Origin of the sequence: Winogradskyella costae (assembly GCF_013403865.1) — a bacterium.
In the GTDB taxonomy this organism is placed as follows: domain Bacteria; phylum Bacteroidota; class Bacteroidia; order Flavobacteriales; family Flavobacteriaceae; genus Winogradskyella; species Winogradskyella costae.
This window is the reverse complement of sequence record NZ_JABFDK010000004.1, coordinates 246560-267072: the sequence shown is the minus strand read 5'-3', so window position 1 is coordinate 267072 and position 20513 is coordinate 246560. Positions and strand designations below refer to the sequence as shown.

At 33.3% G+C, this 20513-nt stretch carries 9 protein-coding genes; 8 read left to right on the top strand and 1 reads right to left on the bottom strand.

Features of this window, described 5'->3' with window-relative positions; translation table 11 throughout:
- Positions 1–146 precede the first annotated feature (146 nt).
- Entirely contained in the window at positions 147–1013 is an 867-nt protein-coding gene (locus HM986_RS11390; RefSeq protein WP_179335213.1) for a phospholipase A, read from the top strand.
- Positions 1014–1025: 12 nt separating this feature from the next.
- Here the strand turns inward: HM986_RS11390 and HM986_RS11385 are convergent, their stop codons facing one another.
- Positions 1026–2024 (bottom strand): metal-dependent hydrolase, encoded by a 999-nt coding sequence (locus HM986_RS11385; protein WP_179335212.1) that lies wholly within the window; start codon positions 2022–2024, stop codon positions 1026–1028.
- A 305-nt stretch (positions 2025–2329) separates the two neighbouring features.
- On the opposite strand from HM986_RS11385, the gene HM986_RS11380 reads away from it, so the two are divergent.
- The 7 genes from HM986_RS11380 to HM986_RS11350 all read left to right on the top strand — a co-directional run bounded on the left by HM986_RS11380 (position 2330) and on the right by HM986_RS11350 (position 20417).
- Positions 2330–3136 (top strand): CPBP family glutamic-type intramembrane protease, encoded by an 807-nt coding sequence (locus HM986_RS11380; RefSeq protein ID WP_179335211.1) that lies wholly within the window; start codon positions 2330–2332, stop codon positions 3134–3136.
- Positions 3137–3247: 111 nt separating this feature from the next.
- A complete protein-coding gene (locus tag HM986_RS11375) occupies positions 3248–4090 on the top strand; it encodes a class I SAM-dependent methyltransferase (protein WP_179335210.1) in 843 nt (280 codons plus the stop codon).
- Between the two features lie 400 nt (positions 4091–4490).
- The gene (locus tag HM986_RS11370; RefSeq protein WP_179335209.1) at positions 4491–11204 is read left to right on the top strand and encodes a polyketide synthase; all 6714 of its coding nucleotides are present in this window, start codon (positions 4491–4493) and stop codon (positions 11202–11204) included.
- 241 nt (positions 11205–11445) lie between these two features.
- A complete protein-coding gene (locus tag HM986_RS11365) occupies positions 11446–18711 on the top strand; it encodes a non-ribosomal peptide synthetase (protein WP_179335208.1) in 7266 nt (2421 codons plus the stop codon).
- A 1-nt stretch (position 18712) separates the two neighbouring features.
- Complete coding sequence (locus HM986_RS11360) at positions 18713–19498, top strand: 4'-phosphopantetheinyl transferase family protein (protein WP_179335207.1); 786 nt, start codon at positions 18713–18715, stop codon at positions 19496–19498.
- 346 nt (positions 19499–19844) lie between these two features.
- A complete protein-coding gene (gene trxA / locus HM986_RS11355) occupies positions 19845–20141 on the top strand; it encodes a thioredoxin (RefSeq protein WP_179335206.1) in 297 nt (98 codons plus the stop codon).
- A 105-nt stretch (positions 20142–20246) separates the two neighbouring features.
- On the top strand, positions 20247–20417 hold the full coding sequence (locus HM986_RS11350) for a hypothetical protein (RefSeq protein WP_179335205.1): 171 nt from the start codon (positions 20247–20249) through the stop codon (positions 20415–20417).
- The last annotated feature ends 96 nt before the right edge of the window (positions 20418–20513 follow it).

The window sequence follows — 20513 nt, the reverse complement described above, 5'->3', positions numbered from 1 at the left end:
AATTATGATTGCTTTTATTGCAATTCTAAAAAAGGAATATTTTGTTGTTCTGGATTAGTGTAAACTGTATATGAGTTATTTTTGTTGATTAGAATTAATCATCTTTGTTTTCTAAATTTATACAATCCGAAATTTCACTACTTCCTATGATAAAATTGATAGACAACACTAAAGTGCTTAAAACAACGGCCTTCATTATTTTAATGCTTTTTGTTATAAGTACAGTGCATTCACAAGCCTATACTAAAGAAAGACTTCAAGATTCTATTGCTAAGCAGCCATATTTTTCAATACACAAAGACAATTTTTTAGTTACAGGTGTCCCTACAAATAAGGCAATTAATAGTGCCACAGCTAATGCGAAATATCAAATTAGTTTTAAACAAATTTTAACGCGAAGTAAGTTGCCATTAGACACCTATCTGTTTTTAACCTATACTCAGAAGTCATTTTGGAATATATACGAAGACTCTTTTCCGTTTAAGGATATTAATTTTAATCCTTCTATTGCTTTGGGTAAGTTCTTTTATGATAAAGATAATCGTTTAAAAGGAGTTGGGACGTTATCTTTTGAGCATGAGTCTAATGGTAGAGATAGTATTGCATCTCGTAGTTGGAACCGTATAAATGTAGAATACACTACGGGTATTTTTAAAAATACAGTGGCCAGTTTTAAAGCTTGGTTGCCATTTGCCTATGACGAAGGTAATCCAGATATTTTAGAATACGTTGGGTTAGGACAAGTTAACGTATCGCATACCTATAAGCCAGATAAGTTAATATTTGATTTAAGATTACGGAAAGGTTTAAATTTTGAAGGTAAAGGATCTGTTAGAGCACGAGTTTATTATAACCCGTTTGGCAATAATATATCTAATCAATATTTAATGTTAGAGTGGTATGTCGGACAAGCGGAAGGATTACTGAATTATCAGCAATCACAGAGCATGATTAGATTAGGTTATGTTATTAGGACTAATGAATTTAGGTGGTTTAATAATAGCAAAAAATAAATATTAAACTGATTAATTACCCTTAACGCGTTTCCATAGATTTAACATCAATTGTTTACCGTCTCTTTGTGTTTTTTCTTGTTCTATAAATTTTACATTTCCATAGGAATCTACATCTATTAAATATCTAAACACAAAATTTTGCGATTGAGGTTCCATACTTAGTAACCCAAATCTAAGATCGTTAAAATAGAGTTGGTCGTCTATTTTATTTATGGTGTACCAACCTTCAGAAATAGCAATCATTTGTTTTACTTTTTCATTATGGATTAAGTCTCCTAACAGTTCATGGTTCTTAGGGTAGCTTTCAAATGTAATATCTTTAGTATCAAAAAAGGAATAGGCCCCCAATAAATACGCATTTTTAGTTTCAACATTGGCATTCCATAGTATAGTGTTAAGCGGAGATGGTCGTGTGTCTATTTCTCTGTAATCTATATTTTGCATTAATAATTCGTCTGTAAATTGAGTTAATGCGACGTCTTTTAATATGAACGTTAAGGCCAAATATGCGGTGCTTATCGTAAGCCCGATACCATTATACAAACGTCGTTTTTTTGAATTACGTTTTTGAAACATTGCCAAAATTACAAACACTAAAAAGGGCAATGTATACAGTGGGTCAATTACAAAAATTGTTTTAAACGCTAATCTTAAATCCAAAGGCCAAAAGAATTGCGTTCCCCATGTGGTATGAGCGTCTAGCATAGGGTGTGTAATTAATGCCCAAAAGAACAACCATGACCATCCTTTAAAATCCTTGTAGCTTTCATATCGGGATACAAGCCAACCTAAAATAGGAGCAAATAGTACTGAAAACAGAATAGAATGTGTAAAGCCACGATGAATGGCCAATGCAGAAACGGTATCTGTAAAATACGACGCAAAAATATCTAAGTCAGGAATTGTACCAGCAATAGCTCCGTATAAAATTGCTTTATTGCCAACTTTTCTACCTAAGACAGCTTCGCCTGCGGCAGCACCTAAAATGATTTGTGTGAGTGAATCCATAATATAACACTAAGATAAGGTTTCAAAATAAAATATACATAAAACTTATAAAGATGATTAATTGTATATTGATTCATGCATAGTCACTCAACTTGATTTATAGCTTTTCATAGGAAATGTATTGTTCTTTTAATCTTTTTTTTGAACTTTCAACATCTGTACTTAGCTATTGCTTAAGTTGTTTATTATGAGTTGTTTGAGTTGGTGTAGGTTTACATGTTTAAAATTGAATGAATGTCTTAATTCTTTTTTATAGCATGTGTTTGGTGTCATTAATTGTTTTTTATATAGTAGGTAAATAAGGTATGAGAGAGTTTATAAAAAAATATGAAATTTGGGTATATTTAGTTCTTGCTCCTATTTCGGGAGTGATTTTTGTTAAAGCTAGGGTGCACGACCTCATTTCTGCTTCTGTATATGCTAATGGTCGTTTCGTAATGTTGTTGTTACTTTTAATGAGCATACTAATATATACTAAGGGTACTAAAGGAATAATAAACTTATTTAAGCCTATGCTTAATTGGAAAGTGCATCCTAAGTGGTATTTTTTGGCTTTGCTATTTCCAACAACAATAGCTGTTATTGCTTTATTATTAAAGTCTTTCTATTATAGTGTTGATTTTACAGCGGTTTTTAGTTTTGAATCCTATATTTTTAAAGCGTATCTGCGACTATTAGTTTGGTCTTTTCTTGGTGAAGTAGTCTGGGTTAGTTACAGTATTGGTGAATTATCAAAAAAAACAAAACCATTCTATGCTGGTCAAATTGTTGCTGTTTTTTGGGGTTTATGGTTTGTTCCTGTAATTCTTTTCGGAGAAGGTATATTCCCTGACATTCCTTTGGTGTCTTCTTTTATATTTAGGTTTGGGTCTGCAGGTTTATGTGCTCTTATTTATAGTCGCACTAAAAGTGGTATTTGTGTACTTATATTACAATCAGCTGTGAATTTTACTCTGATTTCATTTCCAATTATTCCTACAAGAGGAGGAGCACCAACTTACACCGCTTTTGCTGTCATTTATTTTGTAATTATGTTAGGATTATGGGGTTTAGATTATCTCATAAAAAAGAAAAACAATAAAGAATCTATAACAAGTGAGTTAGTAACCTAAAGACATGTTAACCGTAAGCGCTTATTATGTGTTATATATTTAAGTAGCTGATAATGATCATAATTTGTAGATATTAGTAAGTGAGTTTTTAAATTTTATTAAGATAGGAAAATGAAATATATTATTGTAAAATTGATTAAAGATTCTTTAGGCAATATACTAGTTGCTTTACGTCCAAAAAAAGTCCGTCAGTTATCTAAGAAAGGTCTTACTTTAGAATTAGGTAATAATTTAAATTTCCCAGAACGTTTAATGCGAAGAGCTCTTCTTAAGAAAATTGAAAAAGCTCAAGAATATGATAAACTTGCGGAATTACATAAGTCCTATTGGACCAAACAAGGAGATAATTTTGTGAATTATACAGAAAATAAGTTAGAGAACACAAATTTGCCAGCCTACAAGACCATACTCGATGTTCTTAAAAACGAAGTGTCCAATGAGTCTATTAAATTTAATAAACTGATAGAAATAGGAACTGGTAATGGTAGTGTTTTAGATTATTTATCATCACGTTATTCTAACATAGACAGTTTTATTGGAATAGATCTAAGTGAAAAACAGACTAAAATTAATCAGGAGAAATATAAGAATAACAACAAGCTAGAATTTGTGGGTGGTGATGTTTTGGATTGGATCGAAAATCAAGAACAAGCTAATATGGTTTTCCTAACATTTAGAGGGGTTTTAGAATATTTTACGCAACCACAGCTTATTAATTTTTTTGAAAAACTGAACACGTCGGGGAACATTATATTTTTTGCTATAGAGCCTACAGATTCTGCACATAATTTTGAGGAGCATCCAGATTCTAAGGTTTATGGTTTTGAGGCATCTTTTTCTCATAATCATAAAAAACTTTTTGAGGATGCAGGGTTCAAAATTTGGTATTCAGATCAAAAAAAAGAATCTTGGCATACTAATATTATGAGAATAATTGGAGCAAAAAATTTTTAGAGAAAACTTGTTTATAATTAATGACATTAAAAATGAAGATAATTGTAAATTACACATACACTAAAGGGACTCATTATTCATTTATGATTCAACCCTTTGTAAATGATTACAAATGACTCATTTGTTTTTATACCGTTTTATAATATTTAGTTTCTTTTGAAGAAAAACTTTTAAATAATAAATGGGCACTCTAATCGCTTAGAAATTAACAGGTTTGTGTTTTTTTTATAGTCGCTGTTATTAAACTAAGAAAAGTGTTATTTGACTAAAAGTTTTTCATAATATGAAAAATTAGTAATAGATTTACTCTTCCCTATAATAGCATCCCCTCTATTTTAATATTAATTATCATAAAGAATAATTTAACCGTTATACTTTTTAAAAATTAGAATTTTATATTATGGACTCAACTAATCAAGAAATACTTGAATCAATTAGGGAATTTAATTCAACTTATTTTGAGTTTCCAAGTGATAAAACAATAGTTGACTTGTTCTCGATGCAAGTTCAAAGTACTCCAGATTATACAGCTGTTATTTGGCATGGTAAAGAAATTACCTTTAACGAGTTGGATGTGATGTCTAACCAATTCGCCAATTATCTAACTGACAATCATAACATTTTGCGAAGAGATTTCGTAGGTCTTATGATAGATCGAAGCGAGTGGGTTATTATTAGTATTTTAGGAATACTCAAGGCTGGAGCGACATATGTACCTATCGATATTGAAGCTCCACAGAAAAGAAAGGACTATGTAAAAGGGGATAGTAATTGCAAATTTATAGTGGATAATTCAGTTATTGAAGAATTTGCGGCTTTAAAAGAACGTTATAATCACGCGCTAACTTTTACCTCAGAAGCACAGCCTAATGATTTAGCTTATATTATTTACACCTCAGGTACTACTGGGAACCCAAAAGGGGTTATGATTGAAAATAGAGGTGTCGTTAATTTAATAACTTGGTTAAAATCTTATTATGGTATTGAAGCTGGTGAACGCATTTCTCAGATTGCGAATCCATATTTTGATGCCTCGGTAGAACAGATTTTTTTAGGTTTATTGAATGGTGCCACTTTAGTTATGATTGATGGTGCGGTATTAAAAGAACATAGGCTTAAAGAGTTTGTAATAGAACAAAAAATTACTCACCTTCATGCCACAGCCAGCTATTTAGAAACTATTTCAGATTTATCCCAAGCAACAGCAATTAGACGTATTGTCGCTGCTGCTGAAGTGTGCACCACTAAGTTGGCAGAAAAATTATCTGTCTATGGTGATTTTTACAACAAATATGGTCCTACAGAAACAACTGTAGCGTCATCAATTTATAAGTATTCCTCTGAAGATGAAAATGAAAATTCCTTATCAATTGGCAAACCCATCGGAAACACTAAAATTTATATTTTATCAGATGACTTAGAATTATGTCCAATTAGTGAAACGGGTGAATTATGTATTTCCGGCGTAGGTTTAGCAAAAGGCTATTTAAATTTAGAACAACTTACTTCAGAACGGTTTATAAATAATCCTTTTGAATTAGGAGAGAAATTATACAGAACAGGTGATTTTGCTAAATGGTTACCAACTGGTAATCTCGAAATTATAGGACGTAAGGATGATCAAGTTAAAATAAGAGGCTTTCGTATTGAGTTAGGCGATGTAGAAAATGCAATTAATGCTATTCCTAATATAAAAAGAGCAGTCGTTTTAGTTAATAATGCTGTCGCAGGAGAGAATAGGTTAGTTGCCTATATGCAATCGGAAGATAAAACTAGAGACACAGCTGCTGTGCAGAAAGAACTTGTGGAAAATCTACCATCTTATATGGTACCTTCTATATTTATTTGGATGGACGAATTTCCAAATACATCCAATGGTAAAATCGATAAAAGAAATTTACCAGACCCTGCTCATGTGAGACCAGAATCTGCTCCAATTTTAAGGAAACCAAGAACCAAATTAGAAAAAGACCTTGCTAAAATATGGAGTGAATTATTATGTATAGCTGAAGTTGGTGTTGATGATAACTTTTTTGAAATGGGAGGGACTTCACTCTTAACAAAAAAGATGGCCGTTATATTAAACGAAAACCTAAATTTGAATGTGCCGATAACAAAAATATATCAGCACCCTACAATTTCTGATCTTTCTAAAATTATCGAACCAAATCATAAATTGAAAACGGCTTTAAAACCTCAAAAAAGAAAGAAAAGGCAAGCAAATAGTGATATTGCCATTATTGCGATGGCAGGACGATTTCCCGGTGCTGAATCTATACAAGAATTATGGGAAATCTTAAGAGAAGGTAAAGACACGATTTCATTTTTTACACCAGATGAATTAGATAAAAGCATACCAGAAGATTTACGTAACGACCCTCTTTATGTGGGAGCAAGAGGTATTGTACCATCTGCTAGAGGATTTGATGCTAAATTTTTTGGACTTAATCCAAAGGTTGCTTCTGCAATGGACCCACAACAACGTTTATTTCTCGAAGTAAGTTGGGAGGCCTTAGAACAATCGGGATATTTATCTAGCCTTTACAATGGTCGGGTTGGAGTATATGCAGGAGTTAAATCAAACACCTACTTTCTTAATAATGTATTTCCAAATAAAGAGTTATTGAGCCAAATTGGCGATATGCAGGCGGATCTCATCAATGATAAAGGTTATGTTGCGACACGGATTGCCTATCATTTAAATTTAAAAGGTCCTGCAGTTAGTGTGCATTCTGCTTGTTCTACATCGTCACTAGCAATTGCTCAAGCAGTTGACTCTATACGTAATGGACATTGTGATGTTGCTTTAGCAGGTGGTTCTAGTATAACATCCCCTATGTACAGCGGACATTTATACCAAGAAGGCTCTATGAAAAGTGCGGATGGAAGGTGTAGACCTTTTGATGCTAATGCCACAGGAACTATGTTTTCTGATGGTGCTGGTGTGGTCCTTCTAAAAAGTTTGGACGAAGCAAAACGAGATGGTGATGTTATACATGGAGTGATAAAAGGATTTGGAGTTAATAATGATGGAAGTGATAAAGGTAGTTTTACCGCCCCAAGTATTGAAGGAGAGGCTGGTGCTATCAGTACAGCACTGTTAGATGCAAATATTAAGCCATCCGAAGTGAGTTACATAGAAACCCATGGAACGGCAACACCTTTGGGTGATCCGATTGAAATTGAAGGCCTTCGTTTGGCGTTTGGAGAACAAGAGACAAAGGGGTATTGCGCTATTGGTTCTATTAAAAGTAACTTTGGGCATCTTACAGCAGCAGCAGGAGTTGCTGGACTTATAAAGACGGTTTTGGCAATGAAGCATCGTCAGATTCCGGCATCCTTAGGATATGAGAGTCCTAATCCAGCTATAGATTTTGAAAATAGTCCATTTTATGTTAATGATAAACTGAGTTCTTGGGAATCTGAAACCCCTAGAATTGCCGGAGTCAGTTCTTTTGGTGTTGGTGGTACTAATGTGCATATTATTTTAGAAGAATATAAAGCCGAAGAAAAAACATCAGACTCGGGTAGACCTTTACAATTAATTACGTGGTCAGCTAAATCAGAAATTAGTCAAGATGGGTACCGAAAAGCATTATCTAATTATACAAAAACGAATCCTGATACAGAACTTGCAGATATTGCTTATTCATTAAATGCTACAAGAGATGTTTTTAGATATCGTAGTTTTACAGTAGCGGGTAATACTTTAGAAGCTCATAATGTATTAGATACTGATAATTCTAAGACTATTAACAGTAACACACTTAAAGTTGTTCCTAATGAAGTCGCATTCTTATTTCCGGGGCAAGGTTCGCAATACCTCCAAATGGGTAAGGCACTTTTTGACGGAGAAAAAGTTTTTAGAGACGCTGTAGATCAGTGCGCGGAACTATTAAAGACTGATTTAGAGTTAGATATACGAAATGTTATATACCCAGAACATCATAGCGATGAAGCTGAGGTACAATTAAAGGATACTAAGTTTACACAACCGGCATTATTTGTCGTGGAATATGCTCTTTCACAACTTTGGATAAGTTGGGGGATTAAGCCGACACTGCTGTGTGGTCATAGCATTGGCGAATTTGTGGCAGCTCATTTAGCAGGTATTTTCACTTTAGAAGATGCATTGCATTTAATAACTGTTCGTGGAAAATTAGTGAGTGAACTTCCAGGAGGAAGTATGTTATCTGTGCGAGCAGATTTAGATAATGTTAAGAATTTATTACCAGAAACACTTTCAATTGCAGCTATCAATTCAGATCGCTTGTGCGTGGTCTCTGGTCCTGACAGTGCCATTGAAAATTTCGCAAAGGTTTTAACTGATAGGGGTATTGCGAACATGCATTTATTAACAAGTCATGCTTTTCACTCAACCATGATGAATCCTGTTTTGGAAGCTTTTGAAGCCGAAGTTAAAAAAGTGACGTTAAATGTGCCTCGTGTACCGCTCGTTTCTACTGTGACAGGAGGATGGCTTACTGATGGAGAAGCGACAAGTTCTCAGTATTGGACGAATCATTTAAGAGAAGCGGTTAACTTTTCTGGCGCCATGGAAACAGTTTTAGGCTTAGATGATCCAATATTATTAGAAATAGGTCCAGGTCGTGCACTGACAACTTTATCTCAGCAAAAGAAAGGTTTAAAATCTCTAGCTTCTATTTCTAGTATGCAAATACCTAAAGAGGGCGAAAGTGCTTATCATACTGTATTAGATGCATTAGGTAGCCTTTGGCTGAATGGCTTAGAGCCAAACTGGAAAGCATTTTACGGAGAACAATCAAGACAGAAAGTTTGGTTGCCAGCTTATGTTTTTGATCGTAAACCTTGTTGGTTAGATCCTCCAATTGTTGAAACAACGATTAATAGGGTTAGAGATACCGAAATTGTCGCAAATGAAATTAAAATTGAAGAACATATAATTATAGCTCCCAAACCTAATATTGAGATTATGAGAAAGCCTTTATTACTTAAAAAAATAGCGGATATAATTGAAGATAATTCTGGGATAGAAATTGAATTAAATGAAGCAGATTTAAACTTCTTAGAACTTGGGCTCGATTCACTCGTTTTAACGCAAATGGCTATTACGTGTAGAAATGAATTTAATACTCCTGTAACATTTAGACAGCTTAATGATGAGTTTGGATCCCCAAACTTATTGGCGGAACATTTAGATAAGGTATTACCAGCAGAAGCCTTTGCTCCAGTTGTGAATGTCATAGCATCAGAATCAGTACAACAGCCAGTTCCGGTTCAGCAACAAGTTCCAGTGCAACCAACAGCACCTGCGGCTAATGGTGCACAGAATAATTATGTAGTTCCACAGACAGGACAAAATTCTGCATTGAATATTATCGCGCAACAGTTACAACTTTTAGGTCAACAATTACAGTTGCTTCAAGACAATGGAAATAATGTAGCACCACCTGCACCAGTTGTTTCAAATACACCGAGTTCCCCTCAGGTTGAAATTAAAAGTACAATCAATTCTGTATCTCCATTAACGGACTCTAATACTGATAGTCGTACAGAAGAAGAAAAGAAAGAACATGAAAAGCCTTTTGGGGCGGCTCCAAAAATAGATAAACTAGCTTCAGACTTAAGTAGTGAGCAAAGTCTGTTTTTAAAGAATTTAATAAGAAGTTATAATATTAAAACAGCTAAGAGTAAAGCTTATGCGCAAAATCATCGTGCTAAAATGGCTGACCCGAGGGTTGTTACTGGTTTTAAACCTCTAACAAAAGAGCTTGTTTACCCATTAGTAATTGGGAAATCTTTGGGTAATAAACTCTGGGATTTAGATGGTAATGAGTATATGGATATATTAAATGGATTTGGTGCTTGTTTATTTGGGCATCAACCAGATTTTATAAAAGAAGCCTTACACCATCAAATTGAACAAGGTTTTGAAGTTGGTCCACAGCATCCACTAGCTGGTGAGGTTTGTGAATTATTATGTGAATTTACAGGGCATGATCGTGCAGCCTTATGTAATACAGGGTCAGAAGCCGTTTTAGGTGCTATGCGAATCGCAAGAACAGTTACAGGGCGCTCTCTTATCGTTGCTTTTTCACGGTCATATCATGGTATTAATGATGAGGTGATTGTTAGAGGTTCAAAAAAATTAAGAACCTTTCCAGCAGCACCAGGTATCTTACCAGAAGCAGTAAAGAATATGTTGATTTTAGATTATGGAACAGAAGAAAGTTTAACCATTATTAAAGAGCGGGCTCATGAAATAGCAGCAGTATTAGTAGAGCCTGTACAAAGTCGACGTCCAGATTTTCAGCCAATTGAGTTTTTAAAAGAGGTAAGGGAAATTACCACAGCCTCAGATACCGTTCTTATTTTTGATGAAATTATCACTGGATTTAGAATGCACCCGGGAGGAGCTCAGGCTTTATTCGGGATTAAGGCAGATGTGGCTACATACGGAAAAGTTATCGGTGGTGGTATGTCCATTGGTGCGATACTCGGTGAACGAAAATATATGGATGCACTTGATGGTGGTTTTTGGCAGTACGGAGATCAATCTTTTCCAGAAGTAGGGGTCACTTATTTTGCAGGGACATTTGTGCGTCACCCTCTAGCTTTGGCAGCTGCGAAAGCATCGTTAAACCATTTTAAAAATAAAGGAGTAGCACTTCAAGAAGGTTTATCATCTTTAACCGATCGCTTGGCGACAGAGCTAAATACTTATTTTAAAAATAATAGTTTACCGATTGAAGTCAAATATTACGGCTCATTATGGCGACTTACGTTTTTGGAAGATATTCCGTATTCTGAATTACTTTTTGTTTTAATGAGAGAGAAAGGATTTCATATTTGGGATGGTTTTCCTTGCTATATGACAGAGGCCTTTACTGAAGATGATATCGATAAATTAGTTAGAAATATTATTATTAGCATTGAGGAACTTATTGAAGTTGGTATTTTAACGTCAGAATCGAATACGAATGGTAGTGAAGTTATTAATAATCTAACATCAAAAAGACTAAATCAACCACCCGTTAATGGTGCGCGTCTGGGGATAGACGAAGTAGGAAATCCTGCATGGTTTATTCCCGATTCAAATGAGCTTGGTAAATTTGTACAAATAGATTTGTAATAAATAGATGTTATGGGTGTAAAGGTTTTAGAATGGGATACTAAAAGAAAACACGTTGTAGATAAAAAACATACCGTAACTTCCGTAGTATTTACCATAATATCTCAACAAAGTCCCTTAATATAAAAAGTGACCAATCCTCATCTCAATTATTGAAATATAAGTTCTGAGATGAAATCATTAAAATAATTACAATTAATTCAATGCTAGGTCATTGATTCGGTTTTTTTGAATTTAAATTATGGAAGAAACTAACATATCTAATACTACCACTAACTTTAATCCTTTTTCGGGTCCTGAGATAGAAAAAGTCATATATACAACACCATCACAGGTAGAAATTTGGTTCGCATGTGAGTTAGGAGGAGATGATGCTAATATGTCTTATAATGAATCGGTTTCATTAATTTTAAATGGTCGTTTAAAAGATGAAGTGCTTAAAGATGCTGTACAAAACTTAGTATCTAGACATGAAGCGTTGCGATCAGTATTTAGTACTGATGGCCAATTTATGACTATTTTTAAGAACCTACCTATTGAGATAGAAACTCAAGACTTATCTAAATTGAGTCAATTAGAAAAAAAGGCATCAATAAAGGCAAATGTGACTGCTAATGCTAATACTGTTTTTGATTTAGTAAAAGGCCCTCTTTTTAGAGTGGGACTTATAAAATGTTCTGAAACGGAACATCATTTAGTTCTCACAGCTCATCATATAATTTGCGATGGTTGGTCAGTAGGAGTTATGCTAGATGAATTGGGTAGTTTCTATTCTGCAACTATGAATGGTAAAACACCTAATGTCGCAACACCTGTTAGTTTTAGTGCCTATGCAGAAGAGGAAGATGGATTTATTGGAAGTAAAGAGTATAAAGAAACTGAGCAATATTGGCTTAAACAATATGAAGCTTCAATTCCTATCGTATCACTACCAACTGATTTTCCACGCCCCAAAATAAGAACCTTTAAAAGCAATCGCTTAGATTTTGGATTTGATTATGATTTGGTATCCGATTTGAAAAAAGTAGGGATTAAATCTGGCGCTAGTTTTGTGGTAACATTACTATCTGCATTTGAGGTTTTTTTATATCATCAAACAGGTCAGGATGATTTGGTTGTAGGACTTCCTGCAGCTGGTCAATCCCAAACGGGGAAGATTCAATTAATAGGGCATTGTGTAAACTTGCTTCCTTTGAGAAGTAAACTTGCAAGTGATATGCCATTTAATACATATTTAAAAAATAGAAAAAATAGATTTTTCGATGATTACGATCATCAGCGATTTGGCTTTGGTCAATTATTACAAAAACTCAATATTGCAAGAGATCTCTCAAGAGTGCCCTTGGTTCCGGTTGTTTTTAATATCGATATGGGTAAGACCAATAATGTTGCTTTTGAGGGTTTAAATTATAAGTTAAAAAGTAATCCACGGTCTTTTGAAAATTTCGAACTGGCTTTAAATGCCTCAGGAACAGAAAATGAACTTGTTTTACAATGGTCGTATAATGCTGCTCTTTTTACATCGACAAGAATAGAGCAGATGATGACTTCTTTTAAAGAATTGCTTTATGGCATAGTAGCAAACCCAAATATTGAGATAGGTAAAATTATAAAAGAGGATAATTCAGCTGCGGCAAAACTGAACGACACTAATGTATTTTTATCAAATTCAATAATTGATAAATCTTGCGTTTTAGATGATGAAGACTATCAAAATTATACTAAAGAGAAAAGCATAGTAGATTTGTTCTTATCACAAGTAAAAAAGACTCCTAATAATATAGCTGTAGCTTTTGGGTCTAAAAAAATTACTTATAAAGAGTTAGATAGTTTATCCAATCAATTTTCAAATTATCTTATCGATTTCCATGGAGTAAAGATTGATGATTTAATTAGTGTTATGATCGAACGCAGTGAATGGATTATTGTGGTCGCGATTGGGATATTAAAATCTGGAGCTGCGTATGTACCGATAGAACCGAAATATCCTGAAAAAAGAAAAAGGTATATTATAGATGATAGTGAATGTAAAATTGTAATAGACAACCAGTTTATAACAGATTTCATAAACAAATTAGATGAGCTTTCACCTAAATTAAATGATTCAGTTAAAACTCTTCCTGAAAGTCGTTGTTATGTCATCTATACATCTGGAACCACTGGTAATCCCAAGGGAGTTATGGTTGAGCATAGGAATGTGGTTAGTTTGCTCTATAATGGTAAAAATCTTTTCAAATTTAATGAGAATGATGTATGGTGCATGTTTCATTCTTTTTGTTTTGATTTTTCAGTTTGGGAAATGTATGGCCCTTTATTTTTTGGTGGGAAATTAATAATTGTTCCAGAAGTAACAGCTAAAGATCCTTTTGAGTTCATCTCAATGATAGAAAAGGAAGGTATTACCGTATTAAACCAAACTCCATCTGCTTTTATTAACTTAGTAGAGAGTACAAATAGTTTAGACTTAAGTTTGAATTTACGTTATATAATCTTTGGAGGTGAAGCACTTTTTCCAAAGCATTTAAAAACATGGTATAATAAATATCCCAACATCAAATTTATTAATATGTACGGGATTACAGAGACCACGGTACATGTAACTTTTAAAGAAATCGATCAATTTGCTATAGATAGCAATATTAGTACTATTGGTAATTGTATTCCTACACTTACCGCGTATATTTTAGATGAATATAAAAACCCACAGCCTGTAGGAGTTGTTGGTGAACTTTATGTGGCAGGAAAAGGTGTAGCAAGGGGATACCTTAATCGTCCGGAATTAACTAAAGAGCGGTTTTTGCCTGATATTTTTAAGAAAGATGAACGTATGTATCGGTCTGGAGATCTTGCAAAATGGCTTCCTAATGGGGAGATTGAGTTTATTGGTCGTAATGATGACCAAGTAAAAATACGAGGTCACCGTATTGAGATTAGAGAAGTTGAGGCTGCTTTAAGATCTTTGTCAAACATTAAACAATCTGTTGTTGTTACAAGCAATCACCTTGCGGGAGAACTGAGTTTGGTTGCTTATATACAGCCAATTGACACTGAAGATAATTTAAATATAGTAAGAGATCAACTAAAAGAGATATTACCAGAGTTTCAAATTCCTTCAACATTTATGTGGGTTGAAAATTTCCCTTTAACAACTAATGGGAAAATAGATAAAACAAAACTACCAAGTCCAGAATATGTAAGAACCGATTCTAACTCTGACCTTAACATTGCACAAACTCAACTTGAAAAAGATATAGCTAATATTTGGAGTGAACTCCTTCAAATACCTGTAATTGATGTTAGAGACAATTTTTTTGAAATGGGTGGATCTTCATTAATAGCTCAAAGAGTTATTGGGGCATTACGAAAAAAGTTAAATATAAAAATACCTTTAATTAAAATATTTCAATATCCTACAATTTCTCAGCTTGCGGAATCCTTAAGTGAAAATTTACAAGTTGAAGAGAAGAGTGAAACAATTGCTGATACTGTTAATGCAAAAGTAACCGCATCCATAAACAAATTAAACCCTCAAGAAGTACACACTAATGTTGTACATAAAAAAAAGACAGAACTAGTTATTAAAACTACTAAAGCGCAATCTGAAATCTTAACTGATTGTATTTTTGGAGGTGATGATGCAAAAAGAGCTTACAATATTTCCGTATCGTTAAAATTTGCAGGTAAATTAAAGTATGATGCTTTAGAACGTGCTGTTCAATCTTTGGTAGAACGTCACGAATCTTTAAGATCTTCCTTCAGTGAGGATCTTAATACGATGCAAATTTATACTGATTTTCATGTAGACATTTTATATCACGATATTTCAAAACAAGAAGAATCAGAGAAAGAAATGTCTATCTCTTCTTTTATTAATGATGATATTAATTATCTCTGTGATCTCGTTAATGGTCCTTTGTTAAAGTTTAATTTAGTTAAAACAAATGAACATGAGCATGAGTTATTATTGTTAGTCAACCATGCTATTTGCGATGGTTTAAGTACTAGTGTATTGCTTGAAGAGCTTAGTGTTTTATATACAGCTTTTGCTCAAGGTAAAATACCAAGATTAAACGAACCTGATCACTTCAGTTCGTTTGCAGATAAAGAAAATAAATTTGTCGAAAGTGATGCATTTAAAGATTCAGAGGAGTTTTGGATCAATATGTATAAAGAGTCTATTCCAAAAGTTGAGTTGCCAATAGATTATCCGAGACCTAAATTAAGATCGTATAACAGTAATTATCTAGACTGTGTAATAGATAATAGTCTTTTAAATTCGTTGAAGCAAATCGGGAATAGTCCTGAGTCCGGCATGTTTACCAGTATAGTTACAACTTTAATATCTGCGTTTGAAGTTTTCTTATATCAACAAACAGGTCAGAATGATTTAGTTTTAGGTCTTATAAGCTCAACACGTGCAAATTATGATATGATGCAGATGGTTGGGCATTCTGTTAACTTACTACCTCTTCGTAGTAAGCTTGATGCAAAAATAAATTTCAATGATTATTTAACGCAAAGAAACACACAACTATTTGATGCTTACGACAATCAATCAATTAGCTTCGGACACCTTTTAGAAAAAATTTCCATTCCTCGTGATTCATCAAGGATTCCTTTAGTACCTGTAATTATAAATATTCAGTTAGGTGACGTATTAGAAAATAAAGATAGATTTTATGATCTATCAACGGAAATAAAGCATAATGAAAATAGGTATAGAACTTTCGAAATTGAACTTCAGATATTTATGTCTAGCCAGGGACCTTGTTTTCGTTGGAGATATAATACAACACTTTTCAAACCTGAAACTATAGAACAGATGATGGCTTCTTTCAAAGAAGTTCTTAATGAAATAGTCGCTAATCCAAGTATCAAAATTGGAAATATAATAGAAGTAGATCCTTCTGTTTATTCAGAATTGAACGATACAACCACGTCATATCCACAACAGCCATTACATGAACTTATTTCAAAACAAGCGCAAATTACTCCTTTTAAGACTGCTTTAAAATTTGAATCTTCTGAAATTACCTATCGAGAATTTGAAAAACAAGTCAATCAATTAGCACATGCTCTAGGAGAACAAGGTGTAAAGTCTGGAACTGTTATAGCTGTAGCTTTACCGCGATCAATTGAGTTGGTTGTAAGCTTGGCCGCTATTATGCAATGTGGCGCTGCATATTTGCCATTAGACCCTAGTTATCCTCAACAGCGACTAGACTTTATGATGAAAGACTCTGAAGCTGCGGTATTTATTTCATCCAATAAAAATATACTAAATATAGAAACATCTGCAACGGTGTTAGTAATGGAAGATTTGTTTAATGACTTGTCAAAATTTCCTTCTACACCTCAAAATTTTCCTGTTGGTGTAGATGATATGGCTTACTTACTTTATACTTCCGGGTCAACAGGTAACCCCAAAGGAGTTCAAGTAACACACAAGAACCTAGTTAATTTTCTATATAGTATGCTAGACAAACCTGGTATAGAGGAAACTGACAAACTATTGTCTATAACTACAATTTCTTTTGATATTGCAGGTCTTGAGTTATATTTACCCTTGTTAAAAGGGGCGACCTTGGTCATTGCTAATGATGAAACTGCAAAGGATACGCGTTTAATGTTAGAACTTCTTGATGATGAAGATATAAGTATATTGCAGGCTACACCAACGACATGGCAAATGTTAATAGATATAGGTTGGGAAAAAAGATTACCTATAAAAGCGCTTAGTGGGGGTGAAGTACTCCCTTTGAGTTTAGCAACTAAATTACTAGATAGAGTTGATGAACTTTGGAATATGTACGGACCTACAGAAACTACCATTTGGTCCGCAATAAAACAAATTAAGAAAGAAGAGGGTTTAATCACTATTGGAAAACCGATAGCAAATACGCAGTTATATATTGTAAATGATACTGGTCAATTGATGGCACCTGGTAAAATAGGTGAATTGTGTATTGCGGGTGATGGTGTGGCTAAAGGTTATTGGAACCGTAGGGATTTAACATCTGAAAAATTTATAAATAATCCATATAATATTGAGGCGGACACATTACTTTACAGAACGGGTGATTTGGCTAAGTTATTACCTACAGGAGAAGTTCAGTGTTTAGGACGTATTGACCAGCAAGTCAAGATAAGAGGACACCGTATTGAGCTTGGAGAAATTGAAGAAGCAATTAATAAATTAGATAAAGTTGAAAGCTCAGTTGTCTTGGTAAATGAGAATCTATTAGAGGCACATATTATATTTTCTAACAGCGAAGAGGTCTCTGATAAGGTCATAAGCAAATGGAAAATGTTTTTGTCAGAGCAACTTCCCACACATATGATTCCTCATAATTTTTATTTTCTAAAGGAATTTCCCACTACATTAAATGGGAAAATAGATCGTAATGCTTTAAAAAGTAAAGTACCTAAGAAAACGAATATTACAGAGTATACCGCTCCTCGTACTGAAACCGAAAAAATTGTAGCTTCCATTTGGCAAGATTGTCTAAATCTAGAAAAAATTGATATTTATAGCGATTTCTTTGAACTTGGAGGTCATTCATTAATTGCGGTTAAGGTAATGTCTCTGCTAGAAAAGAAAACAGGAAAACGATTACCACTATCGGCATTAATGATTTATCCAACCATTAACAAGTTGGCCGAGTTCATTGCTGTGGATTATAAAGAAATTTTGTTAAAGTCTTTAGTGTCAGTAAAACCAAACGGTAATAAAACACCACTATATGTGGTACATGGTGCAGAGCATAATGTTTTGTTTTTAAATGCCTTAGTTAAAAATATCGATGAGAATCAACCTTTGTACGGTTTGCAGTCAAAAGGTCTCAATGGATCAGACATACCACATGATAAGGTACATGATATGGCTGCATATTATATTTCCGAAATCATTAAAACTAATCCAAAAGGTCCTTACGCTTTGGCAGGTTATTCGTTTGGAGGAGTGATTGCTTTTGAAATGGCCAGGCTGTTGATGTCTAATAATAAGGAAGTTAAGAAGGTTGTTTTATTAGATAGTTATATTTACCCACATTATTATAGCTCAAATCCTAGAGCGAAAAAAATGGCTAAGATAAAGTATAAAATAGGAATGGCTATTTTTATGACCAAGACAATGTTAAGTAGTAAAGCGAAATTTAATCGAAGAATTCAATTGTGTAAAAACGCTATAAAAAACAACTATTTAAAAATAAAATTAGGGAAAGAAAATCAACATAATCTTATTAATAGCTGGCCTTATCAATTAGATCAGATGCACAATAAAGCTGTTAATAATTATCAAATTTTACCTTTAGATATTAAAGTAGACTTATTAAGAGTAACTGAAGATGATATTTTTTATGCACACGATACTGATCTGTTAGGTTGGGGACCAATAGCCAAAGGAGGTGTTAACAGGCATGATATACCTGGAAACCATAGAAATATGCTTTCACCTCCGAATGATAAAAAGTTAGGTCGAATCTTGCAAAATTTACTAGATAGTTGAAATGAGAATTAAGAATTCTGAGAGCACTTTATTCTGTGGATCTTCCGAAGTGTCAGATAAGAGTGGAGTGTTTTTAAATAATGCTGACCCAAATATTAAATTATTTAAAATCGAATTACCTCAATATTATGATCTGGTAGATGTGCTATTGAAAATATTGACACCAGATGAAGTACAAAGAGCACACAGGTACCATCACTTAAAAGATTCAAACCGATTTATAATTTGTAGAAGCTTTCTTAAAATAATAATTGCACAGCAAAAGGACTTAGAAATTTCTCAAGTGTATTTTGAAAAAAGTGATAATCATAAGCCATATTTTCCTTTAGATAAAGGTTTGTTTTTTAATGTGTCACATGCTGGTAATTTTGCGATAATTGCAATAGGTGATTGTGAATTAGGAGTTGATGTTGAGTATATTAATCCTCAATTTGAATATAAAGATATTCTGCCAACAGTGTTTAATACAGAGGAATTAAATTTCATTCGTGACTCTGAAGTTAATAGGCATGCCTTTTACAAATTATGGACAAGAAAAGAAGCTATTGTAAAGGCAACAGGAAAAGGTATTGATGAAGATTTAATTAAAATTCCCGTTACAAATGGTTTTCATAATATATCGAGTTCGTTGGTTTGTGATTTTGAAAATTTGAGGGTTATAAGTTTTAAATTGAACGCTAATCACTTAGGAGCCATAGCCATCACAAGAGACGACGTTGAAATTGATAAAATATCGTTTCAAACGAATCCGACATTAAATGAAATAGAGGCTTTAATGCATTCTTAGTATGACTAAGAACTTTTAACATATGTTACCAACGTATTCGTATTTCGTTCATATTTTTATGTGAATTTTGTTCAGTATGAAAAATTGAATAAGATTATTAGTTGTAGCGAATTATAAAAAGCAAGCTCTATCGTAAAAGAAATAGAAGATCAAGTAAGGGTAAAATACTCAATTACGACTAACCTAATGTGTCTTTAATGACATGGTAAACTTAATGAACAATAGAAGCTTCAACGCTAACAAGAATTAATGGTTTATATCCAATGGATAACGCTACTGGTTACGATATTAATGAAGTTAGAAGGATTTGGGGTGTTACTTTTAATTAATAAAATTCAAGTCAGGTATGAGTAAATTTTCAGAAATAATAAATCAAGATCAACCCGTTTTAGTTGATTTTTTCGCCGATTGGTGTGGGCCATGCAAAATGTTGAGTCCAATTTTAAAGCAGGTAAAAGAGGAGATGGGAGAGGGTATTAGCATTATTAAAATTGATGTAGATAAAAATCAGGAATTAGCTTCAAAGTATCAAGTTAGAGGTGTGCCAACGATGCTGTTATTTAAAAATGGTAAACAGGTTTGGAGGCAATCGGGAGTCTTGCAAAAAGATGATATTATCAATGTTATAAAATCATCTCACTAGTTTATTAAAGAATTTTTTATAAATTTCTTCATTGATGATAAAAGTCATGTTTCTTTATAAATTTTGGTATTAATTTTACAAGGTAAAAACTAAAGAAACACAAATATGATTAATACAGTAATAGCATTATATAGTTGGACGAGTGGAGTCGTAATGATTGCAATTTTTGCATTAGTTTGTATCTCATTGGTAGGTATTCTAATTAATTTTATTTCGAAAGGTAAAAGTACAGAAGATTCTAACACGCTCAATGAGGATGAAAGTTCCGAGTATTAGTTATAAGTATTTTAAATTTTAAAAAGAGGGTAGTACGTAATTAGCTCCCTCTTTTTTATGCTTAAAATAGTCGTTTTTTTGTGACAAAAGTTACTT